The 25,876-nt window shown below is 48.7% G+C and carries 29 protein-coding genes; 14 read left to right on the plus strand and 15 right to left on the minus strand.

Going from position 1 to position 25,876, the window contains the following annotated elements; translation table 11 throughout:
• Positions 1-12 precede the first annotated feature (12 nt).
• From sctE to GA565_RS14150, 9 genes are all read right to left on the minus strand, one after another.
• Positions 13-1,554: a type III secretion system translocon subunit SctE gene (gene sctE / locus GA565_RS14100; RefSeq protein WP_152198982.1), complete on the minus strand. Its 1,542-nt coding sequence runs from the start codon at positions 1,552-1,554 to the stop codon at positions 13-15.
• Positions 1,551-2,036 (minus strand): SycD/LcrH family type III secretion system chaperone, encoded by a 486-nt coding sequence (locus GA565_RS14105; protein WP_152198983.1) that lies wholly within the window; start codon positions 2,034-2,036, stop codon positions 1,551-1,553. The genes sctE and GA565_RS14105 overlap by 4 nt, the downstream gene beginning before the upstream one ends.
• 80 nt (positions 2,037-2,116) lie before the next feature.
• Positions 2,117-2,527, minus strand: coding sequence for a hypothetical protein (locus tag GA565_RS14110; RefSeq protein ID WP_152198984.1), 411 nt, complete (start codon positions 2,525-2,527; stop codon positions 2,117-2,119).
• 74 nt (positions 2,528-2,601) lie between these two features.
• Complete coding sequence (locus tag GA565_RS24800) at positions 2,602-3,480, minus strand: hypothetical protein (RefSeq protein WP_226950969.1); 879 nt, start codon at positions 3,478-3,480, stop codon at positions 2,602-2,604.
• Positions 3,481-3,547: 67 nt separating this feature from the next.
• A complete protein-coding gene (locus GA565_RS24805; RefSeq protein WP_226950970.1) occupies positions 3,548-4,417 on the minus strand; it encodes a hypothetical protein in 870 nt (289 codons plus the stop codon).
• A gap of 89 nt (positions 4,418-4,506) precedes the next feature.
• Entirely contained in the window at positions 4,507-5,241 is a 735-nt protein-coding gene (locus GA565_RS14135) for a hypothetical protein (RefSeq protein ID WP_152198985.1), read from the minus strand.
• Positions 5,242-5,330: 89 nt separating this feature from the next.
• The gene (locus GA565_RS14140; protein ID WP_152198986.1) at positions 5,331-6,068 is read right to left on the minus strand and encodes a hypothetical protein; all 738 of its coding nucleotides are present in this window, start codon (positions 6,066-6,068) and stop codon (positions 5,331-5,333) included.
• Between the two features lie 88 nt (positions 6,069-6,156).
• Positions 6,157-6,888 carry a hypothetical protein gene (locus GA565_RS14145; protein ID WP_152198987.1) on the minus strand — a complete coding sequence of 244 codons (732 nt, stop codon included), beginning with the start codon at positions 6,886-6,888 and terminating at the stop codon, positions 6,157-6,159.
• Positions 6,889-7,030: 142 nt separating this feature from the next.
• Positions 7,031-7,768 (minus strand): hypothetical protein, encoded by a 738-nt coding sequence (locus tag GA565_RS14150; protein ID WP_152198988.1) that lies wholly within the window; start codon positions 7,766-7,768, stop codon positions 7,031-7,033.
• A 276-nt stretch (positions 7,769-8,044) separates the two neighbouring features.
• On the opposite strand from GA565_RS14150, the gene GA565_RS14155 reads away from it, so the two are divergent.
• The 8 genes from GA565_RS14155 to sctW are packed head-to-tail and all read left to right on the plus strand — an operon-like array spanning position 8,045 to position 12,728.
• On the plus strand, positions 8,045-8,773 hold the full coding sequence (locus tag GA565_RS14155; protein ID WP_055780187.1) for an AraC family transcriptional regulator: 729 nt from the start codon (positions 8,045-8,047) through the stop codon (positions 8,771-8,773).
• 9 nt (positions 8,774-8,782) lie between these two features.
• Positions 8,783-8,998, plus strand: coding sequence for a type III secretion system needle filament subunit SctF (sctF, locus tag GA565_RS14160; protein WP_055780189.1), 216 nt, complete (start codon positions 8,783-8,785; stop codon positions 8,996-8,998).
• Positions 8,995-9,261 (plus strand): EscG/YscG/SsaH family type III secretion system needle protein co-chaperone, encoded by a 267-nt coding sequence (locus GA565_RS14165; protein WP_055780193.1) that lies wholly within the window; start codon positions 8,995-8,997, stop codon positions 9,259-9,261. The genes sctF and GA565_RS14165 overlap by 4 nt, the downstream gene beginning before the upstream one ends.
• Positions 9,262-9,301: 40 nt before the next feature.
• Positions 9,302-9,649, plus strand: a complete 348-nt coding sequence (sctI, locus tag GA565_RS14170) for a type III secretion system inner rod subunit SctI (protein ID WP_055780196.1) — start codon at positions 9,302-9,304, stop codon at positions 9,647-9,649.
• Positions 9,646-10,362 (plus strand): type III secretion system inner membrane ring lipoprotein SctJ, encoded by a 717-nt coding sequence (gene sctJ / locus GA565_RS14175; protein WP_055780199.1) that lies wholly within the window; start codon positions 9,646-9,648, stop codon positions 10,360-10,362. Before sctI ends, sctJ begins: the two co-directional genes overlap by 4 nt.
• Positions 10,359-10,946 (plus strand): type III secretion system domain-containing protein, encoded by a 588-nt coding sequence (locus GA565_RS14180; RefSeq protein ID WP_152198989.1) that lies wholly within the window; start codon positions 10,359-10,361, stop codon positions 10,944-10,946. The genes sctJ and GA565_RS14180 overlap by 4 nt, the downstream gene beginning before the upstream one ends.
• Positions 10,943-11,608 carry a hypothetical protein gene (locus GA565_RS14185; RefSeq protein WP_152198990.1) on the plus strand — a complete coding sequence of 222 codons (666 nt, stop codon included), beginning with the start codon at positions 10,943-10,945 and terminating at the stop codon, positions 11,606-11,608. The genes GA565_RS14180 and GA565_RS14185 overlap by 4 nt, the downstream gene beginning before the upstream one ends.
• The gene (gene sctW / locus GA565_RS14190) at positions 11,598-12,728 is read left to right on the plus strand and encodes a type III secretion system gatekeeper subunit SctW (protein ID WP_152198991.1); all 1,131 of its coding nucleotides are present in this window, start codon (positions 11,598-11,600) and stop codon (positions 12,726-12,728) included. Before GA565_RS14185 ends, sctW begins: the two co-directional genes overlap by 11 nt.
• Before the next feature lie 102 nt (positions 12,729-12,830).
• Here sctW and GA565_RS14195 read toward each other — a convergent pair whose 3' ends face one another.
• The 3 genes from GA565_RS14195 to GA565_RS14205 form a co-directional block, all read right to left on the minus strand.
• The gene (locus tag GA565_RS14195; protein WP_152198992.1) at positions 12,831-13,469 is read right to left on the minus strand and encodes a hypothetical protein; all 639 of its coding nucleotides are present in this window, start codon (positions 13,467-13,469) and stop codon (positions 12,831-12,833) included.
• Positions 13,470-13,732: 263 nt separating this feature from the next.
• On the minus strand, positions 13,733-14,380 hold the full coding sequence (locus GA565_RS14200; RefSeq protein ID WP_152198993.1) for a glutathione S-transferase family protein: 648 nt from the start codon (positions 14,378-14,380) through the stop codon (positions 13,733-13,735).
• 48 nt (positions 14,381-14,428) lie between these two features.
• Positions 14,429-15,016, minus strand: coding sequence for a bifunctional 2-polyprenyl-6-hydroxyphenol methylase/3-demethylubiquinol 3-O-methyltransferase UbiG (locus tag GA565_RS14205; protein ID WP_152198994.1), 588 nt, complete (start codon positions 15,014-15,016; stop codon positions 14,429-14,431).
• A 389-nt stretch (positions 15,017-15,405) separates the two neighbouring features.
• On the opposite strand from GA565_RS14205, the gene GA565_RS14210 reads away from it, so the two are divergent.
• Together GA565_RS14210 and ybjG are read left to right on the plus strand one after the other, a co-directional pair.
• Positions 15,406-15,957: an isochorismatase family protein gene (locus GA565_RS14210; protein WP_152198995.1), complete on the plus strand. Its 552-nt coding sequence runs from the start codon at positions 15,406-15,408 to the stop codon at positions 15,955-15,957.
• 366 nt (positions 15,958-16,323) lie between these two features.
• Positions 16,324-16,929 carry an undecaprenyl-diphosphate phosphatase gene (gene ybjG, locus GA565_RS14215; protein WP_152198996.1) on the plus strand — a complete coding sequence of 202 codons (606 nt, stop codon included), beginning with the start codon at positions 16,324-16,326 and terminating at the stop codon, positions 16,927-16,929.
• Between the two features lie 55 nt (positions 16,930-16,984).
• On the opposite strand, the gene GA565_RS14220 is transcribed toward ybjG, so the two are convergent.
• Positions 16,985-18,253, minus strand: a complete 1,269-nt coding sequence (locus GA565_RS14220; protein ID WP_152198997.1) for a serine hydrolase — start codon at positions 18,251-18,253, stop codon at positions 16,985-16,987.
• Between the two features lie 412 nt (positions 18,254-18,665).
• On the opposite strand from GA565_RS14220, the gene GA565_RS14225 reads away from it, so the two are divergent.
• Complete coding sequence (locus GA565_RS14225; protein ID WP_152198998.1) at positions 18,666-19,373, plus strand: HAD family phosphatase; 708 nt, start codon at positions 18,666-18,668, stop codon at positions 19,371-19,373.
• Positions 19,374-19,400: 27 nt separating this feature from the next.
• On the opposite strand, the gene GA565_RS14230 is transcribed toward GA565_RS14225, so the two are convergent.
• Entirely contained in the window at positions 19,401-20,324 is a 924-nt protein-coding gene (locus GA565_RS14230; protein ID WP_152198999.1) for a LysR family transcriptional regulator, read from the minus strand.
• 165 nt (positions 20,325-20,489) lie between these two features.
• Between GA565_RS14230 and GA565_RS14235 the strand changes: the two genes are divergently transcribed.
• Both GA565_RS14235 and GA565_RS14240 read left to right on the plus strand, forming a co-directional pair.
• Positions 20,490-21,929: a M20 family metallopeptidase gene (locus GA565_RS14235; protein ID WP_152199000.1), complete on the plus strand. Its 1,440-nt coding sequence runs from the start codon at positions 20,490-20,492 to the stop codon at positions 21,927-21,929.
• Positions 21,926-23,203: an MFS transporter gene (locus GA565_RS14240; RefSeq protein WP_152199001.1), complete on the plus strand. Its 1,278-nt coding sequence runs from the start codon at positions 21,926-21,928 to the stop codon at positions 23,201-23,203. Before GA565_RS14235 ends, GA565_RS14240 begins: the two co-directional genes overlap by 4 nt.
• Before the next feature lie 48 nt (positions 23,204-23,251).
• Here GA565_RS14240 and GA565_RS14245 read toward each other — a convergent pair whose 3' ends face one another.
• On the minus strand, positions 23,252-24,427 hold the full coding sequence (locus GA565_RS14245) for a PQQ-dependent sugar dehydrogenase (protein WP_226950971.1): 1,176 nt from the start codon (positions 24,425-24,427) through the stop codon (positions 23,252-23,254).
• Between the two features lie 349 nt (positions 24,428-24,776).
• Here GA565_RS14245 and GA565_RS14250 point away from each other — a divergent pair, with 349 nt between their 5' ends.
• On the plus strand, positions 24,777-25,853 hold the full coding sequence (locus tag GA565_RS14250; RefSeq protein ID WP_152199002.1) for a sugar ABC transporter substrate-binding protein: 1,077 nt from the start codon (positions 24,777-24,779) through the stop codon (positions 25,851-25,853).
• The last annotated feature ends 23 nt before the right edge of the window (positions 25,854-25,876 follow it).

The raw sequence follows: 25,876 nt of genomic DNA on the forward strand, positions 1-25,876 counted from the left end.
TAATCTCCCGAGTTACACCATAGATGAAGCTAACTGCGCGTGCGTAATACCCACAGTGTTCAACGTCTGAACCCCTTCTTCAATGATAGAGGACTGGCCTTGCTGAAGTTCGCGCACTCTGTCGATAGCCTTTTTCTTGGCGTCGTCATATAGATCGAAGATCATCTGGTTCCACTGCTGGTCAACGATAAGCGTGTCAATCCTCTTCTGAATCTTGGCGCGCTGAACGTCGATGATGCCGGTGCCCAGGGACTGTGCACCCTTAGTCATCCCCAGAGCAGTTTTCACTACACCGCTGATGGCAGGTGCGCACTTAAAGGCCTCTTTCTGCACCGTGTTACGCAGAGTAGCCAGCACTTGGTCAGTGACTTTTTGGGTCGCCGCATCTTTGCCTTCTTTAAGCGCTTTTTTACCGACACTTTCCAGGCTTTCTTTGACCATTTTTTCTACACCTTCTTCACTGAAGGTTTTCACCATCTTGCTGGTACAGATTTTCTTAATAAAACTTCCACCGGCTTTCTGTCCAACATTGAAGGTCTGTTTAGCCAGCTGGGTGGTGATCAGCTGAGCACTTTCTGCGGCGACCTTTTTGGCAATCTCTGTCGCGGCAGCGGCTATAATCTCCTGACCTCCGGCTTTAGTGGCCGACTTGGCGCCTTCTTTGATAGCGGTGTTCATGATGGCCTCACCGCCCTCTTGCATGACTTTTTTGGTGACGTTTGGCATGATTTTGGCGACGATCGCATTTTTAACCGCGCTGGTGATATCGACCATTGCACCGGCAATTTCAAAGCCCATCTGCACATGACCGGCTTTTGCAGCCATATCGTGATATTTTTCGGCATTATCCGGGTCGACCAGCGCCAGCGTATTGGCAACCGCTTTAACCACCCCGGCACAGCCTGCAAGCAGGTCCATCGCGCCGCCCGCAACCATCATCGGATTGCCGCTCATCGCACCACCCACGATTTTAACCACGCCGGTAACCACTTCTACCGCCGCCACAACCCAGTCCATGACCACGCTGATAATGCCGGCTTTCTTGGCCTTATCCTGCTGTTCAAGATTAGCGGCCATCTGCGCCTTGCGGTCTTCGAGCTGTTCAGCACGCACTCTTTCCTGCTTGTCGGTGAGGATCTTCATCACTTCGCATTTTGAGGTCACCGTATTGCCCAAAATTTCATTCGACAGCAGCGTAGAAGCCATAAACATCGAGTCCATCGGCATCTTGGTGATGGTATCGAGTTTAAGATTTAGCCCTACTTTTTCAGGGTCAGCGCTGGCTTTTTCCGGGTCATTACTGGCCTGTGCCAAAGCGCCCATGACTCTTTCCAAAGCGTCTTCGGCGGCCTTGCGTGGAACAATGCTGCCCGCTAGCCGCGGTGTTGCCAGCGCAGAAATTGCGGCGCTGGTCGCCGCAGAAAACACGGCTGACACGTTTGACGTGGTTTGAGTGATTTTTGTCAGCTGCTGCAGCGAAACCTCAGCAGCGGAGTGAATGCTGTCTTCAGCAACAGCGGTGTTGCCAAAGGAACGATCGAGGGTAATTGTCATGATATTTCTTCCTTGTTAGGGGTCAGCATCCTTTTTGCGCTGTCCTTAATTGCCTGATATTGAGTTTGTTCGCCGCACCACATAATGGAGGCGTTTAGTGCCTTAACTGACTGTTCTTCACATCCCATATACTGCAGGCTGAGCGCCGTAAAAAATGCGCTACGGGGATCGTCTATTTTTAGCGTCGCGACGCGAGTAAAACAGCTAATCGCCTCGCCGTGGTCTTTAAGGCGTTGATGGCATAGTCCTAATGCCAGCAGGTATTCGATATTCCAATGATCCAGCGTGCTGAGCAGCAGATAAATATTGCGCGCTGCGCCAAAGTTACTGGAGCTAAACAACTGACTTGCATAAGCCTCGAGACTTTGAAGATCCTCATCAGCCACGTCTGAAATCATGCGCAGTGAACCCCCGCGCGTAAAGAAGTGCTGGAGAACGTCGCTGTCGCTGGCGTTCTGCAAATCAAAACTATTTTCTAACATCTATAACTCCCTGTGATGGAAGGCTAATCCGGCAGGCTTCTTGCCTGCGCGTACGCGATTAGTCCAAAATTTGTTGACTGTCAGGCAAATGAGCGGCGGTGCTTCTTGGCAATAGCCGTGCGTACTGGCTTCTCGGCTTCTGCAACGGTGGCCTTCTCGGCAACACTCGCCTGGCTTGCCTTTTTGACGCCTACTTTCTCGTCGGGGATCAGCTGTTTCAGTTGCCTTCCCAACTCGTCAAAGGTTTTTCTAACGACGGCGACTTTATCAACGACCGGCTGATGAAGCGGTTTCTCACCTTTAGTCATCACTTCGCTCAACTTTTGCAACTTATTCATTGCAATAGGACAGCGGTCAGCATTGTCATAAATCTTGCCAATTTCGCCCTGAAGCGACTTAAACTCTTCAATTTGCTTTTTAAAGCCGAGACGACGTCTTTGCAGCGCATCGATCATGCTTTTCAGTTCTTCCATTTGCTTCGATTCATTCATTTCTTCTCTCCTCAATATTGAAATTTGCCGGAATGTGCGAACCGAAGGTACGGCATCCCATCACAGGTCATTCATTAGCGAATTGACTGAGCAATCGACTTGGTCGATTCACCGTTCATACTCTGTACGGCGTTGGCCATCGCCACGGCGGTATTAAAACTCTGCATTAGCTGCTGTAATTTTAATTGGCTGCTTTGCACAAAGTCAGTAGCACGCGTAGCGGTGGATTCGAGTGCGCCTTTAATTTCTTCTAGCTGGAACTTATCTAACTTAACCTCTTTGAAGGCAAGTTTTGGTGTAAAATTATCATTAACACAAGCTTTAATTTTATTAATATTTGCAACGGATATGTCATAACCTTTACCGATACCATTATTAACCAAGATCGACGAAAAAAAATCTAAGGATTTCTTTCCATCAATAAGAATACCTGCCTTTTCTAAATTCGTTAAAAGATTTAAAACGTTTGTTACGTGTCCAACGGTTACTGTTCCACCTTTAGCCCCACTTAAAAGCTCATTTAAATAATCAATTCCCTGCTGAATTTTTTCAGATTCAGGCGTCATTACAGGTTCATGACCATTTGCCTTCAAATACTCTTTAATCGATACGCCACCGATCTGAACGTTGTTTTTGTCCATATACTCGATAACGTCCGGCGGCAATTCGCCGACGTCTTTACCGCTTGCCAGCTTAGCAATAATACCTTCAACGCGGTTAGCCATATCGGTAGCGTCGCGGCCTACGCTGGTTTTATCCTGCATCTGCTTAAATTTGCCCTGGGCCAGTTCGGTAAACATCAGCATCATCTCTTCCATGGTGACCATCGCGCCGCCCATCATCGAGTGATTTTGAATTGCTTTAAGATAATCGAGATCGTTTTTAGAAATATCCGTTTCTGCGACTGCACCGGCGTTCAATACATTAACGCTTTCATTAATAGCGGTAGCCATGGTGTTAATTCCTTTTTAAATAATCGGAGAATAATCCCTTCCCCCGATTTTATATTTAGCTTATTACTTAACGAATTGACTGAGCAATCGACTTGGTCGATTCACCGTTCATACTCTGTACGGCGTTGGCCATCGCCACGGCGGTGTTAAAACTCTGCATCAGCTGCTGTAATTTTAATTGGCTGCTTTGCACAAAGTCAGTGGCACGCGTAGCGGTTGATTCGAGTGCGCCTTTAACTTCTTCTAGCTGGAACTTATCTAACTTAACCTCTTTATAGGCAAGTTTTGGTGGAATATTATCTTTTACAAGAGTTTTAATTTCCTCGATACGACCGGCTGTAGCAGTATATCCTTTTGCATCATCACCCTTTAAAATACCAGTGATAGATGAATAGATATTATTACCATTGACAATGATATTTTTATTTTCAAGGGCCTCAAGGGCCTTGAACAGTTCTAAAGTCAATTTGCCGTCTTTTTTACTCACGGCTTCTAATTGTTTAATTATGTTATTAATTTCATCCTGAATTTTTTTAGATTCAGGTGTCATTACAGGTTCATGACCATTGGCCTTCAAATACTCTTTAATTGATACGCCACCGATCTGAACGTTGTTTTTGTCCATATACTCGATAACGTCCGGCGGCAATTCACCGACGTCTTTACCGCTTGCCAGCTTGGCAATAATACCTTCAACGCGGTTAGCCATATCGGTGGCGTCGCGGCCTACGCTGGTTTTATCCTGCATCTGCTTAAATTTGCCCTGCGCCAACTCGGTAAACATCAGCATCATCTCTTCCATGGTGACCATCGCGCCGCCCATCATCGAGTGATTTTGAATTGCTTTAAGATAATCGAGATCGTTTTTGGAAATATCCGTTTCCGGGACTTCGCCGGCGTTCAATACATTAACGCTTTCATTAATAGCGGTAGCCATGGTGTTAATTCCTTTTAAAATAATTGATGAATGTTTTTTAAATAATCGGAGAAAAATCCTTTTCGCCGATTTTATCTTTAGTTTATTAATTAGCGAATTGACTGGGCAATCGATTTAGTCGATTCACCGTTCATACTCTGCACGGCGTTGGCCATCGCTACCGCGGTGTTAAAACTCTGCATCAGCTGTTGTAATTTTAATTGGCTGCTTTGCACAAAGTCAGTGGCACGCGTCGCGGTTGATTCGAGTGCGCCTTTAACTTCTTCGAGTTCGTGTTTATCTAACTTAACGCTACTATATTTGTCATCACGTTTATTCTTCCATCCTTCTAAGTCTTTCTTATATTCTTCAATTTTTTCTGGTGAATGTGTATTTTCACGTATCAAAGTATCATAATATCTAACACACGCCTCTATATTACTGAGATCAAATATAAAATTTTTGTCCCCGCTTACTCCCATTAAATAATCGTCAACAGATTTACCACCAATCAGAATATTATTATTTTTCATGTGCTTGATCACGTCCGGCGGCAATTCGCCGACGTCTTTACCGCTTGCTAGCTTAGCAATAATGCCTTCAACGCGGTTAGCCATATCGGTGGCGTCACGGCCTACGCTGGTTTTATCCTGCATCTGCTTAAATTTACCCTGCGCCAACTCGGTAAACATCAGCATCATCTCTTCCATGGTGACCATCGCGCCGCCCATCATCGAGTGATTTTGCATTGCTTTAAGATAATCGAGATCGTTTTTGGAAATATCCGTTTCCGGGACTTCGCCAGCGTTCAATACATTAACGCTTTCATTAATAGCGGTAGCCATGGTGTTAATTCCTTTTAAAATAATTGATGAATGTTTTTTAAATAATCGGAGAAAAATCCTTTTCGCCGATTTTATATTTAGCTTATTACTTAGCGAATTGACTGGGCAATCGATTTAGTCGATTCACCATTCATACTCTGCACGGCGTTGGCCATCGCCACCGCGGTGTTAAAACTCTGCATCAGCTGTTGTAATTTTAATTGGCTGCTTTGCACAAAGTCGGTGGCGCGAGTGGCGGTTGATTCAAGTGCGCCTTTAACTTCTTCGAGTTCGGCTTTTGACAGGTTAACACCATTTTTTTTATATAAACTCTCAGGATCACCGCCTTCATCTTTAACTGCTTTTGTATATGCGGCTATTTCCCTATTTACTCTCTCAGAATCATTTCGGTGTTCAGGAGCCAGACGCTCTGTATCATTCCAATACAACAGGTTCCATTCAGCATCAGTATGTCCATGAGACTTAAGGTACTCTTCAATGGACTTCCCACCGACCAGAACGTTATTATCTTTCATGTACTTGATCACGTCCTGCGGCAATTCGCCGACGTCTTTACCGCTTGCCAGCTTGGCAATAATGCCTTCAACGCGGTTGGCCAAATCGGTGGCGTCACGGCCTACCGAGGTTTTATCCTGCATCTGCTTAAATTTGCCCTGGGCCAGTTCGGTAAACATCAGCATCATCTCTTCCATGGTGACCATCGCGCCGCCCATCATCGAGTGATTTTGAATTGCTTTAAGATAATCGAGATCGTTTTTGGAAATATCCGTTTCTGCGACTTCGCCAGCGTTCAATACATTAACGCTTTCATTAATAGCGGTAGACATGGTGTTAATTCCTTTTAAAATAATTTATAAATGTTTTTAAATAATCGGAGAAAAATCCTTTCCGCCGATTTTATATTTAGCTTATTAATTAGCGAATTGACTGGGCAATCGATTTAGTCGATTCACCATTCATACTCTGCACGGCGTTGGCCATCGCCACCGCGGTGTTAAAACTCTGCATCAGCTGTTGTAATTTTAATTGGCTGCTTTGCACAAAGTCGGTGGCGCGAGTGGCGGTTGATTCAAGTGCGCCTTTAACTTCTTCGAGTTCGGCTTTGTTAAAATTCACCTTACTCAACGCAGAAATAAGACCAGCTTCAGCGGCTTTCAACCCTGTTTTTGCATTAGCAATATCTTCTGGTGTCTTAGCGTTTTCGAGCTTAGCAACGGCTGACTTAACTGCATTCTGAGCAACAATAATATTAATTTTCGTACTACCTACAGTGGTCGCGTTATACAAATAATCGTCAACAGATTTTCCGCCGATCTGAATATTATTCTTTTTCATATACGCGATAACGTCTGACGGTAATTGCACAACCGCATCACCGTTTTTTAGCTTAGCAATAATGCCTTCAACGCGGTTAGCCATATCGGTGGCGTCACGGCCTACCGAGGTTTTGTCCTGCATCTGCTTAAATTTGCCCTGGGCCAGTTCGGTAAACATCAGCATCATCTCTTCCATGGTGACCATCGCGCCGCCCATCATCGAGTGATTTTGTATTGCTTTAAGATAATCGAGATCGTTTTTGGAAATATCCGTTTCCGCGACTGCTACATCGGCGAGTACACTTACATTTTCGTTGTTGATATTTGACATGATTGGTAATTCCTTTTATTTACTTTCCGTTTTATGTCGCCGACAGAGAATTCCCTGCCGACGGTTGACCGCTTTATTCTTTTACTTTTTTCATTTACTGCTAAATAACTTTTTACTCATAATCGTCGATTAAGAAAAATTATTAACGAATTGACTGAGCGATAGCTTTAGTCGATTCTGCGTTCATGCTCTGTACGGCGTTAGCCATTGCTACCGCGGTGTTAAAGCTCTGCATAAGCTGTTGCAGTTTCAACTGGTCTTGCTGTACGAAGTCAGTAGCACGAGTTGATGCTGATTCCAGGGTGCTCTGAATGGATTTCAGTGCTTTTTTATCTAAACCGCCAGCAGCACCGCCTTCGACTTCAGAATCGCCATCGGCTGATGGCGCTGCAGGGGACGGACGGGTAGTATTGCCTGCTGCTGCAACTTCTTCTGCATTCTCACCGGCAGCACCACTTACTGGGGAAGATTTGGTCGCCATAGCGAATTTGCCGGCGTCTTTATCTTTTTTAGCACCGCCGAGGAAATCTTCCAGCGGTTTATTGTTCACCAGGATGTTATTTTCTTTAATATATTCAAGAATATCTTTATCAAGGGTCGCGGTACCGTCTGCCGTTGCAATACCCGCCAGTGCTGATTCAACCCTTGAGGCCATTTCGGAAGCGTCACGACCAACGTTGGTTTTTTCTCTCATCTGCTCAAACTTCTTAGCAGCCAATTCGGTAAACATCAGCATCATCTCTTCCATGGTGACCATTGCGTCGCCCATGATTGAGTGGTTTTTCATTGCCATCAGATAATCGTTCTTCTGAACGCCAGTCTTCTCTGTAGCTGAAGTAGTTTGTGCTGTGTTTACACGACCTGTATCAATGTGGCTCATTACATATTTCCTGTTAATTGATAGATACTCTTTCACAACGCTTTCCTAAGTAATTTCGCTCCCTGCTGCGCTGTTAGTGGGGCCATACTAGCGGTTCAATAAAAGTAAACTTCCGGTTTTGTGCAAAAACTTCTGTTTTTTTTCACCCTGCTTTTTTATTACCCAATTCAACTCCCCCTCTCTCCAACCGCCAATGTCAGGTCAATACCTGATGTGTTCTAAATCGCATATAGAAGAAAATAAATACGTATTAAAAATTAACTAACGGAAAATACGATGCCAGCAATAAGATTTATCGTAACGAAAAGCGCGATATCTTTTTCGCATAAAGGGGAGTTGCATGATTTTCCGGCTAACAGCCTGATAATTACTGACAATCACGCTAAAATGGTCCGTAAAATCGAAAGTTCCAATACAATTATTATCGATTTTTTTTGTGCTGACCTGCAGCAACTTTATTCATCAGTAACAGAATTGCTTGATTCAAACGTACAACAAACACTGAGTCAGGAACTCATTAAAACGGTGGGTGCGGAACGCGTTGTTATAGAGGTGCTCTATTCGCTCGCGACTTTATCCGCAGACAGTTTTCTTCAATTTTGTTACACCTATTGCCTGACCCGCGAAAGAGCCTATTTCTCAGCGCTATTACGCCAGCGAATTTCAGGTAATAAAGAGTTTTGTCATTTTATTGAAGAAAACTTTCTTCAGCAGTGGACCATTTCGCAAATAGCCGAAAACTTAGATTTACCTTTACGTAAATTCAACCAGCTATTTCAGGACACCTACGGTAAACCAGCCAAACGCTGGCTATTAGAGCGCAGGCTCGAACATGCCAAAAATCTGCTGATTACCACCCCGCTACGCGTTATTGATATCGCGCTGGAGTGCGGTTTTTCGAATCATGCCCATTTTACCGATACGTTTCGTCGCCACTACAGCTGTAATCCGAAACAGGTGCGGGAATATAAACGTCAAGACAGTGTTAACGAATTAAGAATGTGAGGAACAACAATGGATATTGAAGCAGTAACTAATCAGCTTTCGCAACTGGTAGAAAGTGCAGGTAATGAAGTTCAGTCGAAAGTGACTGCCACCGACATGAATGATCCCGCCCAAATGCTGAAAGCACAGTTTGCGATTCAGCAATACTCGATTTTCGTCAGCTATGAGAGTGCCGTTATGAAGGCTGTCAAAGATATGCTTTCGGGGATAATTCAAAAAATATGATCCCGCTTGATGCATCACTCCGCCGACTGATGGTTGAAACCAGCCTGATGGCGGTCAATCACGGCTTTCATACGCAGGCGCGTACCCTTTTGGCCGCACTGCCGCAGCTTAGCGAAAATCATGAGGCAGTGAAAATTATTAAAGCGACGCTGCTGATTGGACTTGGAGAAAGCCAGGCCGCCGCGTTGACTTTGAAAGGCAATGCCTCGCCGGATGCCGAAATATTGCGCCGCCTGATAACCAGCGGTGCACTCACGCACTGACCCTTCACTTATTCGTATGCCACCTAAAGAGAGTTTATTTATGGAAATCACCGCCGCCACACTCAATACCGTAAACACCAGCCTTGATGCCACACAACCCGTGTCTGCCGTGCCAGAAGCCGCAGATATCGAAGCATTTACTCGCGCGCTGTTTGGCAAGGAAAATTCAACGCCGGAAGAAATGGCCGCGAGCGCATTACAGGATAAAAGTGCCACCTTTGCTCAGGCAAAGTCGAACTCACGTGCAACCAGTGAAGTGATTGATAGTCCCGAATTGATGATGAAAGTTCAGTCGACCATGTCCAGGCAAATCCTCGAGGTGGACCTGCTTGCGAAAGTTACAGGCTCACTTTCACAGGGTATTAACAAGCTGACGAGCATGCAATGAAAGGTTATTTCGGCCGCTATGTCCTGCTCTCTCTCCTGGCGCTGTGCCTGACCGGCTGTAAGGTCGATCTCTACAGTGGTCTGACAGAAGCCGATGCGAATCAGATGCTGGCCCTGCTGATGCTGCGTAATATTGACAGTGAAAAGCAGGTGGTAAAAGAAAATAACGTGACGGTTAGAGTCGAACAATCGCAGTTCGTTGACGCCGTAGAGGTATTGCGCCAGCACGGGTTGCCCGCTAAACCGACCGACAGTATGAATGAGATATTCCCGGCGGGCCAGCTCGTTACCTCACCCGTTCAGGAGCAGGCGAAGATAAACTATCTCAAAGAACAGCTGCTGGAGAAAATGCTGCGGGCAATGGACGGCGTCGTGAGTGCTCAGGTGTCGATAGCGGAAAGTATTTCCAGTAATCGTCGTGATGTACCTATTCCCTCTGCCTCAGTGTTTATAAAATTTTCGCCCGGGATCAATATGTTCAGTCGCGAAGGCGATATCAGAAACCTGATATTTAAGGGCGTGCCCAACATGCGGGCCGAAAACATCTCCGTGGTCCTGCAGTCCACCGATTATCGCTATCAGCGTCCGCCAGCGGTTGTTGAAAAGTCCACGCTGCGTAAATGGGCGCCGTGGATTGGGGTGATATTTACACTGTTGGCCGCAGCGGGTGCCTTCATTTGGCTGGCATACCGTCGCCGGATGAAAACAGCATGAGCAATACTCTCTCCGAGCCGCTAAAACGCCTGCATCAGCTCGCCTGGCAAGGGGGGAAATGGATGGACGACGGCTGGTGGACTTCTCTGTCGCTGGCCGCCTGGCAAAATAGTTACCAGCAGCATCCACGTATTCGCCCGCTGCTTGACCGGCTTATTGCCGCACGTCGGGGGTTTCCGCTAAGCCAACTTCCTGCGGCTCTGACCCTCGAGCAGCAAAAATTACTCCAGCTGACTGACCGCCTCCCCCGCCTTTGCACCGCGCTGGGATTGCTGGCGATATCCTGTCCAGACTATTTGATGATGGGCAGTTATCGACGTGTACTCTCAGAGACGCTGGGCGCACGCGGCTGCGATCAGCTGTTGGCGCTGGGAGCGTTTACTTCGCCACAGCCCGCCAGCCTGAGTCCAGAAGACTTGGTTGATCATGCGCAGGAAACAGGCAGCGCGTGGTTGCGCACGGCGGCAGACCACTGTGAGGTCTGTAATGCCCTGCAATTTCTCCTCACACCGGGTTCCTGCGAAACCGTGCCGACATTAGGCTCGCCGGTGCCCTGGTTACTGCGTATAGGACGTTTCATATGAGCCGACTTAATGTTGTCGTCAAACAGCTGTCAGGCAGTTTTTACGACGGGCCGATAATATCGGCCAGCACTCTCGCTGATTACACTCAGGCCGCCGATATTATCGACCGCGCTGAGCATGACGCGTTGGCGCTGCGCAGCAGTGCACAGGAATATCTAGAGGATATAGAGCAACACTGTGCCGAAGCACGCGAAGCCGCCAGGCAGGAGGGTGAGGTTTGGGCGGCAGAAGATGCCCCTTTACACCGTCGTGAGGCCGTCGCTGACGCCGTAGAGTGGCTAATTTCAGAACATCAGTTGGAAAGCGATATTATCCGACGTCTAGAGCCGAAAATGCGCACTATTTTGGCACAGGTGTTCAAAGAATTTTATGTGCAGCAAGATAACTGCCGCCTGCTGCTTGACCGATTGCGAGATACGCTGGATAAATTACTGCAGGAAGAAGCAGGCACCCTTTTTGTCTGCCCGGAACAGTGGGAAGAACTGCGGCTGTCGTTTGCCTCTTATCCCGCTTTGCAGGTCAAAATGAATGAACATCTGGGTCTGGGTGAGGCAAGGCTAGTAACGCCACTGGTGTCTCTGTCTATCAATCTCGAAGATCAGTTGGAATCCATACTCGCTCGCCTGCTTAAAATGAGTGAGGACAATTACTATGCAGATTAAGATTGACTCTTCCGCTGTCCGTTCACCGGTTCACACCCCGCCAAACGCGACTGCACATGCCATTAATCATTCCCCGTTAAGAGCCGCCAACATCAAGGCGACGCAAATCTCTCCGGCAAATTCAGCACTGGAGCTGGCGAAATACGCGCTTGAGCCGGAATTTATGGAAATGGAAGGCGCGTTTCCTACCGATGAAGCCATGTACGAGACACAGGAAAACATCGGTTTCACCATCGGCTCATCACCGGGCAGAGGACGCGGCGGTTCAAGCGGGCCGGGAGGTTCCGACCGTTCGAGACCGCGCAGCATGGTACAAAGACTCGCTAAACAAGCCGGCGATGTTAGCGATGACCAGATTAAAGACTTACGCAGTCGTATTGGCAGCGTTGAAGAATCGGACGAAGTTGATGACCTCCTCAACTCAATGAAGCGCAACGATCTCGACGCGGGTGAAATAGCCTTGATGCTTGGCAGCATGCTCAATGAGGAAAATATTTCTCCTGCGCGACGTAAAAAACTGCAACAGGCCTTGAATAAGGCGATGGAAGACGAAGACTGGCTGCTGCAACTGTTCGGCAGTCTTGAATTTGGCAACCTTAACCGTGCTGCACTGGGTGAACTGCGCCGTCTTTATCAGAAGGCCGCCGACCGTCAGTCTGGTCTCAATTACTGGTTCTCTCAGTTTAGCAAGTTGAAGGATCGTAAGCGTAAAATGAAGACGCTAATCCGCGCCCTCGCCTTCGAGCTTTCAGCCGAGAGCGGCGTAAGCGATATTCGCCTTGCCGCCGTCGTCACCGACCTAAAGCGCATTTTACAGTTCATGACCATCGAGGATCACAGCCAGAGAATGGCCAACGAATTGAAATATCCTGAGGTCACCGGCGATCGCATTACCGAAGAACTGCTGGAGATTGTTGAGCAATCTTGGGTTTACAGCGACTGGCTGTACGACAGAGCCAGTAAACTGTTACCCGATGGGCAATGCCAGCATGGCTATGCACGACGCATGGTTGGACTGGTCAAAATGCTGCCAGAGTTATGTTTCGAAGACTTAGAGCAACGCGAAACCGTGCTTCAGGCATTTAGTGAATATCAGGAACGCCTGGCGGACGAAGAATAATAGCGGGGAGTATTGTTGTACAGGCCCTTACAGGGCCAAATTATTCATCATCGTTATTATACTTCGCGGTTGAGCGACACATCACGCCATAAGTACATCCACTTATTTGAGCACGGGTACCCATGGTTCGCCACAATCCCACGGGCGGGGCTTACCGTGAAAGCAAACTATCTCTGCCCCGAGGGGTATTTCTCCGTTGCCCGTCGCATGTTCAAGTTTCCTATGCTTCTTAACCACATGTTTTTTATAACTGACTATTGAGCGCGGAAACAGCGTTTGCCAGTCAACAGCTTGAGGCAGTAAGGCGGTAATAAAGGTTTGATCGCCTCCCCCAGCGTGAGACTTCATAAACATCTCGGGGTAGCGTAAAAAGGTATCCCACACTGTTGACTTCATTTCTTTGGGAATATACATGATGGAGGAGTTTTTAGTTTCTGCGGGAAAAAAGAAATCAGCAAGCATAGCCATTTTCTTATTGGCGAGTAGTTTTGTTATATCGCCGACAATAACCGTGTCCAGATCAAGATAAAAAATATCATCATCTATTGCTTCAGGATTAAAAATTTCAATCTTTGACCACCAACCTGGCCAGTTATATTTAAATGGAATCGTATTTACGCCAGGAATTTCAATATCTGAAAAACACACCGCATCATAGCCTTTGGGCAATTGGTCATGTATCCATTGTACATGCCTGGCCGTATACTCGCCGCCGGACCGACACACAGTGACTATTTTCATAATTATAATGGACCTCATAATGACACATCACCTCATAAGGAAGTATGAGGTGTAAAACCTAAAATAAACGTCCCTACGCGGCATTTATCACTTAAGTAAAAATATACACTTTTAACTATCAAATGAGACTATCAGACAAACGACCTTTAGTACGATTAATTTGTGCGATTTATTCATATTCTCGTCAAATAAGATCATGAAAACCCATAAATTTAGATCTATTAAACAGTAAGTTACACAAATTACCTTAAAATTACATTATTCTAATAATAAGGAGAATGAATCTCTTCAGCCTCAAAAGTACGTAACACCGCCGGTCGGCTTGATACCCGCTGTAAATATTCACTAAAGCGAAGCCTTGCACGTGCCGGAGAGGCAAAATCGCGGGTCCAACGGGCAAGCATTAAAATAAACAGATCCACTGCGCTACATTTTTCCCCCAGTAAATATGGCCCTTTATTTTCTGCGTGATTTGCCACCAGCGCATCCTCGATAATATCGAGCATAGCGGCAATATTCCTGTAGGCGTTGTGCTTGATGTTGACATCATCAATCAGGCTGTATTTCTGCGGACGGAAATAAATCATCAGCTCGGTTTGCAGTGTATTGGTGAGATAAATTAGCCATTTATAAAACTCTGCACGCTCAACGGTGCCGACCGTCGGGGCAAGATTTTTCTCAGGGTGTTTATCAATTAGGTAGAGGCAAATAGCCGCTGTTTCAGAAATAACCACGCCGTTATCGATCAGCAGAGGAATTTTCCCCGCAGGGTTAAGCGTTAAATACGCCGGACTTTTATGCTGGTTGTTGTTTACGTCTACAGGCACCAACGCATAGGGAACGTTAAGTTCTTCAAGCAGCATATGCGGCGTCAGGCTGGCTTTTCCACGGCAATAATAGAGTTGATACATGTGTCCGATGTTCCCTATAAAATTCACTTGTTGATAATAAATCGTAACTCAATCTTTTCTGACCACAATGCGGCGAATGATTTTCCCTGAAGATTCGCTCACCACTTTCTCATCCATCAACAGCTGTGCGCCGACCAGTCCGTTGATCACCACTCTTTCATCAAAAGACGCATACAGCCGGCCTTTCTCGTCGCGCCTATCTTGGTGTTCGGTCACCCGCCAGCTTAAATAGAGTATGCCCTGACGCTTGAGCAGCATCAGCAGTTTTTGCACAGAAGACTCAATAAGATCAACCGGCAAGTGCATAATCACCGTTTCACACAGCACATTTTCATAGCATTGCTCTTCAATACCCGGTAACGCCGGCAGTGCCGAATGAACAAGGATAAGCTCCGGATGCAGTGCGTGGGCCTGATTTAATAAACCTGTAGAGGCGTCAACGCCAAGGGTGGGGTAGCCATTAGCGCAAAGCCAGGCGGCGTCTCGGCCACTGCCACAGCCAACGTCGATGGTTGGCCCTTGAGTGAAGAATTTTTTAACCGTTTCCCTCAGGTCATTGCCTGCGGGTTGAGACTCCCATTCCTGCGCATAGTGTTCGGCGTTCTGGTCGTAAGTAGTAAGCGTTTTTAAATCCATTGAATACTCGCTGTTCAAAGATGATCGCCAACGATGGCGTGTGATGCAATGCAGGCACTAAAATCGGTGCCTTAAGTAAACTGCCATTTTGTCGAAATTCACGCTCTAATTCTCCATTCGACCTCAACAAACCGATTTTCACCGGCGGATAACGTTAAGAAAATGTTTCCTAATATAAGTTTACTGACGAACTTGACGAACCAAACTGCCAGTGACATATTCAAAGAATGAATACTTATCGCGCTAACAAGTTCACCACTACGACAACAACGCCCCTCACTGGTGGGTCGTAGGTTGTTGCGCGCTGTATAAATGACAACTGAAGCCCCGCCGAAAACGGCAGGGCTTTTTTTTATCCTGACGTGGCCGGCTTAAACAAGGAGAAAACCATGCAGGAAAATACTTCGTCAAATCAGGCATTGCTGGTCATCGATATGCAAATCGGTCAATGTTCGCTGGAGCCACTGCCCTTTGGCCGCGAGGCACTGCTGAGCAACATTAATCAGCTCATTGATCATTTTCATCAGCACCGTCGCCCGGTGTTTTTTGTGCGCCATGCCGGTCCCCCAGGCTCGCCTTACGCGGCCGGGGAGGCTGTCTGGAATGTGGTTCCCGAGTTGAACAGGGATGCCGAGCGCGATATTTTCATTGATAAAAGCCGCGCCAGCTGCTTTGACGGCACACCTCTGGCAGAGTTACTTCACCAACAGCAGATTGACCAGGCAGTGATTGTTGGCCTCAAAACCCAATACTGCGTTGACACTGCCTGTCGCTCAGCGTTGGCTTTGGGGATTAAGCCTATTTTAATCGCCGATGCGCACAGCTGTATTAATACTCCCCAGCTTTCTGCTGCCGATATTATTGCCCACCACAATGCCTGTCTAAATGGCCCGATAGCGCGTGTAATGAACACTGCCGAGTTTTGTCAATCTGAACGTTAATTATTGACCGAGGCTTACTGCGCAAACCTATAAACGGACAAATTTAACGTTGTCCGTTTTTTATTCGATCATCTATATGCATCAACATTAAGATTATTCTTTAAACGTGCACGAAAAATAGCCACCCCACCCCTCTCCTTAAGTATTCCTTAATTTAAATCGAGTAATATCAATGCGATTCATAACCTATACAGAGCTTAAATAAGGTGCATTTATATTTTGTCACACTCTTTACCCTCTGTATCTTAGGCTTTAACGTTGAACTGAATTTGATTTACAAGGTCATTATGTCAGTCAATTTGCAGTAAAATTTTTGCAGTAAACAATTTTCGGCGCCTATTTGCCGACCAAAAGATGAGGGTATAAATGGAACAGCTTAACCACATGCTGTTTACCTGGATTAATGCGACGCCAGATTCGCCAAAGTGGCTGCTGGACATTGCGTTATTCCTGGCAAACGACATGATTTTTATCGTACCAGTGTTAATTATTGGGCTTTGGCTTTGGGGCCGTCATCATCACATTGCTTTTCAACGTGAGCTGGTCAGCAAAACGGCGATAGCGCTGATTTTTGCCATGACTTGCGCCAAGACATTATCCGAGCTATTCCCCCACGCCCGCCCGTTCGTAGAAGGTTTTGGCTTTAATTTCCTGCATCACAGTCCGGACAGCTCCTTTCCGAGCGACCACGGCACGGCGATTTTCACCTTTGCCCTCGCCTTCCTGTTTTGGCATCGTCTGTGGTCAGGTTTAGTGCTGCTGGTTATCGGCATTGGCATTGCGTGGTCACGCGTTTATGTGGGCGTTCACTGGCCAATGGATATGCTGGGTGGTTTTCTGGTGGGTATGCTCGGCTGCCTTTTCTCGCAACTGGTCTGGAACCTGTTTGGTGCGCAAATCGGCTCCGTGCTCGAAAAAATTTATCGCTTTAGTTTTGCTCTGCCCATTCGCAAAGGCTGGGTTCAGGAATAATTAAAAAAAGGCGAGGAATGATTCCTCGCCTTTTTATTTAAGACTGTCGAAACCGTTAGCCTGATTTGCCAAAGAAACTGCCAAACAGACCGCTTATTTTCATCATCACGAAGTCCCAAATGCGGCTAAAGAACCCCCCCTCAGGGACATCGGCTTTCGCCACCAGCGGACGGCTGTCGATCACTTTGCCATCCAGCGAGAAGTTTATCGCGCCGACCACCTGATTCTTGGTAATAGGTGCCTCAAGCTGCGGCTTGGTCAGCGTAAAGCTCGCCTTCAGGTTTTTAAGCTGGCCTTTCGGGAAGGTCAATGAGGCGTCTTCGGCTACACCAAGCGGGACTGTTTTATCCGCTCCAAACCAAACGCGCTGCGTGGTAAAGGCATCGGCGGCCTTAATGGGAGTAATGGTTTCATAGAAACGGAAACCCCAAGTCAGCAGCGATTCACTTTCGCTAAAACGAACACGGTCACTCGGTGCGCCCATTACTACAGCAATCAACCGCATACCGGTGGAGTCCACTGCCGACGACACCAGGTTGTAGCCTGCGCCAGACGTGTAGCCGGTCTTGATACCGTCAACGTTTAGATTAGTGCTCCACAGCAGGCGATTGCGGTTAACCTGACGAATGCGATTAAAAGTGAACTCTTTTTCCTTGTTCATCGCATATTCATCAGGAGTATCGTGGATAAGCGCTCTTGAAAGCAGTGCCATATCTCGCGCTGAGGTGTACTGACCGTCTGAGTCGAGGCCGTGAACGGTTTTAAACTGGGTATTGGTCAGGTTCAACTGCGAAGAGTAGCGATTCATCAGGCCAACAAAGGCATCCTGGCTGCCGGCCACGTAGTCGGCAAGCGCGATACTGGCGTCATTGCCTGACTGAATAACCACGCCTTTGTTCAACTCTGATACCGGAACCTGATCGCCCGGCTTGAGGAACATCAACGATGAGCCACGAAGCACCGGATTGCCGGTCGCCCACGCGTCTTTACCGACGGTGACAATATCGCTTTCGTGAATTTTTCCTGATTTTAACGCTTGGCCAACCACGTAGCTGACCATGATTTTTGACAGGCTGGCAGGGTCAAGTCGCGCATCAGGCTGTGACTCGGCAATAATTTTCCCACTGCCGTAGTCCATCAGCACCCAAGATTTTGCGTTAATTTGCGGGGCAGCTGGCGCGCCCGGAGTCGTAGTTGAAGGGGCTGCCAGCTCGACCGCTTTTGCCGGAGCGGTATCAGCGTGCGCAGCAGGAAACGTCAGCAGTAAAACGGTGCCGCTGAACGTACAAAGAAGGTTCCGTTTGGATAAGAAAGAGATTGTCATAGGTTTATTAGCGCTTCTGTCCGGGTAACTGAAATTTATCTTATCTTTCAATCAGGTTTGAACTCTATCGGTATAAAAAGTACCGTTTTATTCGTCGATAAGAAACCTCTGTAATGTAAAGTTTCTTTGAATAGTAGTCATAATTGCGTTTTTGTGGGCTTTGGATAACGCAATTGTGTGATTTCTGCCAAATTCTCCCTGTTTTCCTGACGATCTGCCATAGGGTAACGGGTGAGAAGCCGGTAGATCTAAATGATTTATCAACATAATCGATTAATCATGTAAAAATCAGTTTAGGCAGCTCGCCCATTCTGCGGCAAGGTTTAACAAAAACTTTCTAAATCTGTATTACGCTTCACAGAAATTTCCGCTAACCTGAAAATAGGTCGTCATTAAACGCGGGAACTCGGTTATGAATTTAGCGCTGTTCGATCTCGATAAAACGCTGATTAGCGATGATAGCGCCAGTCTATGGCTGCACTGGCTGGTTTCTCAAGGCTACACGCCACGCGACAGTTTGCATACTCACCTTAAACATATGCACGCTGTCAGCCACGATGGCGACTCCCCGCCCGACCCTGCCATTATCTCTTCTTACCTTGCACTGACATTGGCCCCCATGAGCGGTTATCACTGTTCTACCGTGTCTGGCTGGGTCGAGCGCTTTGTTCATCGCGATATTTTACCCCGTCTTTATCCGCAGGCCAGACAGCAAATCGCCTGGCATAAAGAGCGCGGCGACTGTATCGCGCTGGTGTCAGCGTCGGGAGAGCATCTGGTGAAAACCGTGGCCCGCCGGCTCGGTGTTGAACACGTTTTTGCGCTGCAGCCAGAAGTTAATGAGGGCGCCCTGTGTTTTACCGGTAATACCCTCGGAGAGTTGACCTTTCATCAGGGCAGTGTACGGCGCATAGAGAGCTGGCTCGCGCAGCCTTCCACCCCGTCTTTTAAACAAACGTATGCCTATAGCGACTCTATTTATGACCTGCCACTGCTGGAGTTTGTTGATAAACCGAGCGTAGTCAACGGCTGTCGCGCACTGCGTGAGGTTGCCGCACACAGAGGCTGGCCTGACCTAAGTTGGTCACGACACCCGGCGAGAGCGGCGGTGGCCTCTTAATGCGTATTACCTCGTTTAAGCCGCCCCTCACAGGTAAAAGTCGCGTTCAAACGCGGCACTCTCTCGGTTAAGTAATTCGCATCCGAACTCAATAAACTGGCTGAGTGCCGCAGAACGGTGCTTGCCAGCCTGAGTTTGCAGCTGCAGAGTGCGCTGACTCAATTGCTCAATGTTAATCGACTTCATCACTAATCCGTCTCGGCGTGCCTTAAACAGCACCGAAAAATGGCTGCAGGCCACAATGGCACCCGGCGTGCTCAGCATAAAATCGTACAGCGTACTAAAGCGATTACAACTCATTGCGGGCTCAAGAAAAATTCCGCTCATCCGACAAGATAAATCCAATAGCTGGCGTATGGTACTGCTGGGTTCGTTAAGCGCCAGCGGATACGCATGCAGGTCGCTGAGCTTAAGATTTTGATACGCAAGCGGATGATCGGGTCGCATTATCATACGCACGGTGGCCGGATAAGACGCCAATACGTCAACGCCGCGCTCGGGCGACAGGCTAAATTGCAGAGCCAAATCATATTCGCCACTGCGGATATTTTCAGAAACCTGCATTGCCGTGCCAACGTTCAGGTAAAACATCACACCAGGATTAATGGCCCTGAACCGGGCAAACATCTCCGGGAGCAAATCAAATGCCGGACCGTCGGTGCAGGCAATGCGGATTACTGTACGGCGAACCGCTTTCAGACCCTGGATTTCGGCAATCGCAAACTCCATATCCATCATGCTCTTACGCACGTGGTTCTCTAGAATCTGCCCCGCATCGTTGAGCACCATGCCGCGTGCATGACGTTCAAACAGCGTGGCGCCAATGCGTGCCTCAAGCTGCTGAATCTGTCTGCTGATAGCTGAAACTGCGACAAACAGCTGCTTGCTGGCGGCACTGAGCGAGCCGGTATTGGCCACCGCCAAAAAATATCGAATTTCTGTGCTGTGCATATTTTGCCCTAAAACCGTGCATGCCTCTATTTTGTGCATGTCAGCGTTATAATTAAAGCAAAGCTTCATTGCAATTATTATTATTGTGGCAAAGGTAAGTTTTCTATTAGATAGCCAGAGGGTAAAACCCATAAAAAAATAACTAACACAACATCGAGACACTTTATGACAGTTGAAAAAGCAGTGAACCAGGCACTGGGCTGGTTTGACCGCGGCGAATTCAAAGCCGTATTAGCAAGACGCGTTGCGCTGGCGACCGAGAGTCAATCGACGCAGCGTGATGCGCTATTACAGCGCTATTTTGACCAGGAAATAAGTCCTTCACTGCTCGCCATGGGCTTTGAGCTGCAGCTTCTCGATAATCCTCACGCAGCCAACCGCCCTTTCCTTATTGCCACCCTGATTGAAGACCCGGCTTTGCCGACAGTGCTGAGCTATGGCCACGGCGACGTGGTGTTTGGCGACGACGAAAACTGGAGTGAGGGTCTCGACCCGTGGGTGCTGTTTGAAGACGGCGACCGTTGGTATGGCCGCGGCAGTGCCGATAACAAAGGGCAGCACAGCGTTAATCTTGCCGCGCTGGAACAGGTTTTTGCGGCACGAGACGGAAAACTTGGCTTTAACTGCAAGCTGCTGTTCGAAATGGGCGAAGAGATAAGCTCCCCTGGGCTGGCCGACATTTGCCATACTTACAAAGAAGCGTTACGTGCAGACATATTTTTGGCCTCCGACGGACCGCGCCTGAGTGCCGAGCGCCCAACGCTGTTTCTTGGCTCACGCGGTGCGGTTAACTTTCGCCTCACGGTCAATGCACGCGATAAAGACTACCACTCGGGCAACTGGGGCGGGCTACTGCCTAACCCGGGCACGCTGCTGGCCAACGCAGTGTCTTGCCTGATTAATCCACAGGGACAAATGCAAGTTGCAGCTCTTAAACCCCCTGCGGTCAGCGCGGCAATTCGTGAAATTCTTGCCGACGTTGAGGTTGCCTCTACGCCCGGCGACCCTGAAATTGACGTCAACTGGGGTGAGGCGGGTCTGAGTCCGGCAGAACGCCTTTTTGCCTGGAACCAGATGGAAGTGCTGTCATTTTTAACCGGCAACCCGGCTCGGCCGATGAACGCCATTCCGGCGAGTGCCACTGCGGTATGCCAGCTGCGTTTCGTGGTAGGAACCGATTGGAAAAATCTGCAGCAGCACGTGCGTAATCACCTTGATCAACATGGATTCCCGCAGGTTGAGGTTGAATTCCTGCGGGGGTCACCGGCTACCCGATTCGACCCTACCGATCCCTTGGTCGATTGGGTGCTGGACGTGATGCAGCAAAGCAGCGATAAAAAACCAGCGCTGTTACCTAACCTCGGTGGTTCGCTGCCCAATGAAGTGTTTGCCGATATTTTGGGCCTGCCGACGCTGTGGGTTCCGCACTCATACCCGGCCTGCGGACAGCACGCGGTGGATGAGCACATGCTGATTTCGATTGCCCGCGAAGGGCTGGAAATCATGACACGTCTGTTCTGGGATCTGGGCAGTCGCGGTAACTGCCTGCTTGCGGCACACCATCAACACGCGGCCAAAAGTGCTGTTCAGGACGGTGTAAAATGAGCCACATCTCCTCAGCAACCCCTGCCAGCACGGCGGTGAAACCTAGCCTGACCAAAACGCTGTTTGTTACCTGTGTTGGCAACGCATTGGAGTGGTTTGACATCGCGGTCTATGCCTTTTTTGCGGCGTATATCGCCCGAGCCTATTTCCCCACCACCGACCCAACCGTTTCGCTGCTGTTGACGTTCGGCAGTTTTGGCGTCTCATTCCTTATTCGCCCGCTTGGCGCGGTCGTTTTAGGGGCCTTTGCCGATCGCGCAGGTCGTAAAGCCTCCCTTCTGGCCTCCATCGGATTAATGACTCTCGGCAGCCTGATTATCGTGGTGACCCCGTCCTACGCCACGATAGGCATGGCCGCGCCGCTGCTTATTCTGCTGGCGCGCCTGATTCAGGGCTTTTCGGCGGGCGGTGAGTTTGGTAGCTCTACGGCCTTTCTGGTTGAGCATTTCCCAGAGCGCAAGGCATATATCGCCAGTTGGCAGTTCGCCACCCAGGGTGCCAGCACGCTGTTGGCGTCGGCTTTCGGGCTGGGTCTGTCGCAGTGGATGTCCGAGTCTCAGATTCAGGATTGGGGGTGGCGTCTGCCGTTTGCCTTTGGCCTGCTGATTGGCCCGGTGGGTTTATACATCCGCCGCAATATTGATGAGGCCGAGAGTTTTGTTAAATCTGACAAAACGGCATCGCCACTTAAAACGCTGTTTGGCAATCAAAAGTCTCTGCTGTGCATGGCGGTGGGTCTGATGGTGGTGTCAACGGCGGTCAACTATATGCTGAACTACGTGCCAACCTACGCGACCAAGACGCTGCATTTTTCGGGGCAAATTGCCTTCACCGCTACGCTGCTGGCAGGGGTGATTCTCACCGTGGCTACGCCGATAATGGGCCTGTGGGCTGAAAAAGTGGGGCGTTTACCGTTGATGTGGGGCTCGCTTATCTTGCTGCTGGTTACCATTTATCCTGGCTTCTGGCTGATGACCCACTACACCAGCGCGTTCTCGCTGATTGCATTAGTGTGCTGGATGGCGCTGCTAAAATCGGTCTACTTCTCGGCGGTGCCATCAATGATGGCCGACCTGTTCCCGGTTAGCACCCGCGCAAGCGGCATGGCTATTGGCTATAACATTGCAGTGACCGTTTTTGGCGGCTTTGCGCCGTTCATCTGCACCTTGCTCATTACCGCCACCGGAACTAGCCTGGCGCCGAGCTACTACCTGATGATTGTTGCTCTGCTCAGCCTGTGGGCGTTAATCAAATCACAGCAAAACAATCGTTAACCTTCCCTGCCTCGCCGAATCGTCTTCGGCGAGGCCCTTTGAGCCACGTTATTTAGGCGAAATTTTCAGTAATTTACCGGCGCTTTCGTCCGTCAGTACATACACGTAGCCGTCCGGCCCTACCTGCACTTCACGAATGCGCTGCCCCAAATCGGTCAGTATACGCTTCTCGCCCAGCACCCTTTTATTACTGACCTTGAGTTGAATCAGCGTGGTTTCTTTTAACGCGCCCACCAGCAGGGTATTTTTCCACGCTGGGAATTTGGCGTTGTTATAAAACGCCATGCCGCTGACACCAGGAGAAATACGCCAGTAATAGAGCGGGTCCTCCATGCCGTCAATATGGGTGCCTTTGGCTTCTGGAATTGGCATACCAGAATAGTTAATACCGTAGGTTGCCAGCGGCCAGCCGTAGTTGTTCCCCGGCTTGAGAATATTCACCTCATCGCCGCCACGAGGGCCATGTTCGGTTTCCCAAAGATCGCCGCTCCACGGATTAAACGCCAGCGCCTGAGGATTTCGGTTGCCATAGGTATAGATTTCAGGACGTGCACCCAATTGTTTAATGAACGGATTATCTTGTGGGATGCCGCCCTCCGCAGTCAGACGAATGACCTTGCCGCGCAGCGAATTGATATTTTGCGCCTCGATGCGCTGATTGTTATCCCCCAGCGACATCAGAATATTGCCCTGTGGGTCGAAGACTAATTTACCGCCGAGGTTAATTCCGCTCTCAAGGGGCGGTGTTTCAACAAAGATAGTTTTAAAGTTTTCAAGATTAAGCCCATCGGCCGACAGCGTTCCATACCCTAGCTCGGCGTGCGGCTGTCCCTTGTCGTCTTTTTTGGCATAGCTCAGGTAAACCCGCCGTGTTTTGTCAAAATCAGGGGCGATACGCACGTCCCACAGCCCGGCCTGTCCTTCAACCCAAACACTCGGCACGCCGGTAATGGGCGCAGAGATCGGTTTACCCGGCTGCCACAGGCGCAGATTGCCGCCGCGCTCGGTGATAAGCGCACCCTGATTATCGGGTAAAAATGCCAAAGACCACGGATGATTAAGCCCGGTAAGTTCAGTCTGCACTTTTACCGCAACAGTAGGCACCGGTTTGCCTGCGGCCTGCGCGAAAACCAATGCGGGAAGTGAAACCGCGCCCACGGCCAGCATCAGACGCCAAGCGTTTTTTTTATTGATAGCGGAAAGGTTATTGAGTGAAAGCGGCATAGCAGTATCCCTTCTTAAAAAGACTAAACACTAATTTTAGACCAGTAATCTCGACTCTCGTGCGGCGTATTGTATAGGTACTGTAAATTTTAGCTTAGCTAAATCACTGAAAAATCTGGATCTACAAGGCTCAGCACCCCGTCGCACAGGCGGATGACTTATAACCAAAATGAATAATGAATGCGCTAAAAATAATAAATGCAGCCCATTCCTATATTTTACACAAGCGGTTACACTGCTTGCTAAGCCGGACACCTAGCCTTATAGATGTCTAAAAAATACAATTCAGCACTTACACTTTGTGTCGTACTTATTTCTCGATCTCAGCCAACGCCTGACGGAGTCTATAATGAAAAAAATGTCCGCCTCACTGCTCGCTTTGAGCCTGTTTGCCGCCGTTCCCGCCTTTGCGGCTGAGCAGTCGGTGTTGGCCGCCGTACCTGCTGCCATCGCCCAGCACAGTGGCCCGGTGCGTATTGCCGTTATCCGCAATCTGGGTTCTGACGACAATACCACTCAGTTTTTGGCCGGTGCTATCAAACAGGGTCGTGCGCTTGGCTTCAAGGTTGATACCTTTCTGAGCAATGGTGACGACGCTAAATTTCAGGACTTTGTGAATCAGGCTATCAGTCAAAAATACGACGGCATTATTCTTTCTCAGGGCCGCGGTCCTTACTCCAATAACCTGGTCAAGCGAATCACCGCTGCCGGTATTGCGGTATCGGTATTTGATACCGAAGTGACTGAAGGCACGCCGGGCGTGACGGTTACGCGTCAGGATGACACCTCGTTAACCAAGGCATCAGTGGGCGAATTGGTTAAAGATTTCAAGGGTAAAGCCAACATTGTGCGTCTGTGGGTTGCCGGATTCCCACCGATGGAACGCCGCAACGTGACCTATCAGCAGATCCTCAAAGATAACCCGGGCATCCATCAGCTCGAGTCCATCGGCGCGGTTTCTTCCGACGTGCAGGGTGACACCGCCAATCAGGTGGGCGCAATTTTGGCCAAATATCCAAAAGGTAAAATCGATGCTATCTGGGGCGCATGGGACGCCTTTAGCCAGGGTGCCTATAAAGCGCTCAAAGAAAATGGTCGTACAGAAATCAAGCTCTACAGCATTGACGCCTCCAATCAGGACTTGCAGTTGATGCGTGAGAAAGACAGCCCGTGGAAATTCACCGCCGCCGTTGATACCCAACTGATTGGTGCAGTAAACCTGCGTCTGGTGGCGTTGAAAATTGCCGGTGAAAAAACGCCGGACACCTATGAATTCCCTGCACAGGTTATTCCACAGGCTCTGCTAGTGAGCCAGCCGGGCGCAGTTAACGTTAATGCGTTGGGTAAAATCATTCCAGGCTGGGGCAAGTCAGAAGACTTTACCGCGCCGTGGTTTGCTACGCTGGAAGCCAAATACAAGAAGTAATTCCCGCCTTCAATAGCCTGCAT

The sequence above is a fragment of the Rouxiella sp. S1S-2 genome (genome assembly GCF_009208105.1).
Lineage (GTDB): Bacteria > Pseudomonadota > Gammaproteobacteria > Enterobacterales > Enterobacteriaceae > Rouxiella.

Coding starts and splice junctions, on each gene's coding strand:
- GA565_RS24805 (WP_226950970.1), bottom strand. CDS start 4,417: ATGGCTACCGCTATTAATGAAAGCGTTAATGTATTGAACGCCGGCGAA.
- GA565_RS14250 (WP_152199002.1), top strand. CDS start 24,777: ATGAAAAAAATGTCCGCCTCACTGCTCGCTTTGAGCCTGTTTGCCGCC.
- sctF (WP_055780189.1), top strand. CDS start 8,783: ATGGATATTGAAGCAGTAACTAATCAGCTTTCGCAACTGGTAGAAAGT.
- GA565_RS14110 (WP_152198984.1), bottom strand. CDS start 2,527: ATGAATGAATCGAAGCAAATGGAAGAACTGAAAAGCATGATCGATGCG.
- GA565_RS14240 (WP_152199001.1), top strand. CDS start 21,926: ATGAGCCACATCTCCTCAGCAACCCCTGCCAGCACGGCGGTGAAACCT.
- GA565_RS14195 (WP_152198992.1), bottom strand. CDS start 13,469: ATGAAAATAGTCACTGTGTGTCGGTCCGGCGGCGAGTATACGGCCAGG.
- GA565_RS14230 (WP_152198999.1), bottom strand. CDS start 20,324: ATGCACAGCACAGAAATTCGATATTTTTTGGCGGTGGCCAATACCGGC.
- GA565_RS14140 (WP_152198986.1), bottom strand. CDS start 6,068: ATGTCTACCGCTATTAATGAAAGCGTTAATGTATTGAACGCTGGCGAA.
- GA565_RS14180 (WP_152198989.1), top strand. CDS start 10,359: ATGAGCAATACTCTCTCCGAGCCGCTAAAACGCCTGCATCAGCTCGCC.
- GA565_RS14185 (WP_152198990.1), top strand. CDS start 10,943: ATGAGCCGACTTAATGTTGTCGTCAAACAGCTGTCAGGCAGTTTTTAC.
- GA565_RS14235 (WP_152199000.1), top strand. CDS start 20,490: ATGACAGTTGAAAAAGCAGTGAACCAGGCACTGGGCTGGTTTGACCGC.
- GA565_RS14220 (WP_152198997.1), bottom strand. CDS start 18,253: ATGACAATCTCTTTCTTATCCAAACGGAACCTTCTTTGTACGTTCAGC.
- GA565_RS14135 (WP_152198985.1), bottom strand. CDS start 5,241: ATGGCTACCGCTATTAATGAAAGCGTTAATGTATTGAACGCTGGCGAA.
- GA565_RS14205 (WP_152198994.1), bottom strand. CDS start 15,016: ATGGATTTAAAAACGCTTACTACTTACGACCAGAACGCCGAACACTAT.
- GA565_RS14200 (WP_152198993.1), bottom strand. CDS start 14,380: ATGTATCAACTCTATTATTGCCGTGGAAAAGCCAGCCTGACGCCGCAT.
- GA565_RS14245 (WP_226950971.1), bottom strand. CDS start 24,427: ATGCCGCTTTCACTCAATAACCTTTCCGCTATCAATAAAAAAAACGCT.
- sctI (WP_055780196.1), top strand. CDS start 9,302: ATGGAAATCACCGCCGCCACACTCAATACCGTAAACACCAGCCTTGAT.
- GA565_RS14145 (WP_152198987.1), bottom strand. CDS start 6,888: ATGTCAAATATCAACAACGAAAATGTAAGTGTACTCGCCGATGTAGCA.
- GA565_RS14210 (WP_152198995.1), top strand. CDS start 15,406: ATGCAGGAAAATACTTCGTCAAATCAGGCATTGCTGGTCATCGATATG.
- sctW (WP_152198991.1), top strand. CDS start 11,598: ATGCAGATTAAGATTGACTCTTCCGCTGTCCGTTCACCGGTTCACACC.
- GA565_RS14105 (WP_152198983.1), bottom strand. CDS start 2,036: ATGTTAGAAAATAGTTTTGATTTGCAGAACGCCAGCGACAGCGACGTT.
- GA565_RS14225 (WP_152198998.1), top strand. CDS start 18,666: ATGAATTTAGCGCTGTTCGATCTCGATAAAACGCTGATTAGCGATGAT.
- ybjG (WP_152198996.1), top strand. CDS start 16,324: ATGGAACAGCTTAACCACATGCTGTTTACCTGGATTAATGCGACGCCA.
- GA565_RS14150 (WP_152198988.1), bottom strand. CDS start 7,768: ATGAGCCACATTGATACAGGTCGTGTAAACACAGCACAAACTACTTCA.
- GA565_RS14165 (WP_055780193.1), top strand. CDS start 8,995: ATGATCCCGCTTGATGCATCACTCCGCCGACTGATGGTTGAAACCAGC.
- GA565_RS14155 (WP_055780187.1), top strand. CDS start 8,045: ATGCCAGCAATAAGATTTATCGTAACGAAAAGCGCGATATCTTTTTCG.
- GA565_RS24800 (WP_226950969.1), bottom strand. CDS start 3,480: ATGGCTACCGCTATTAATGAAAGCGTTAATGTATTGAACGCCGGTGCA.
- sctJ (WP_055780199.1), top strand. CDS start 9,646: ATGAAAGGTTATTTCGGCCGCTATGTCCTGCTCTCTCTCCTGGCGCTG.
- sctE (WP_152198982.1), bottom strand. CDS start 1,554: ATGACAATTACCCTCGATCGTTCCTTTGGCAACACCGCTGTTGCTGAA.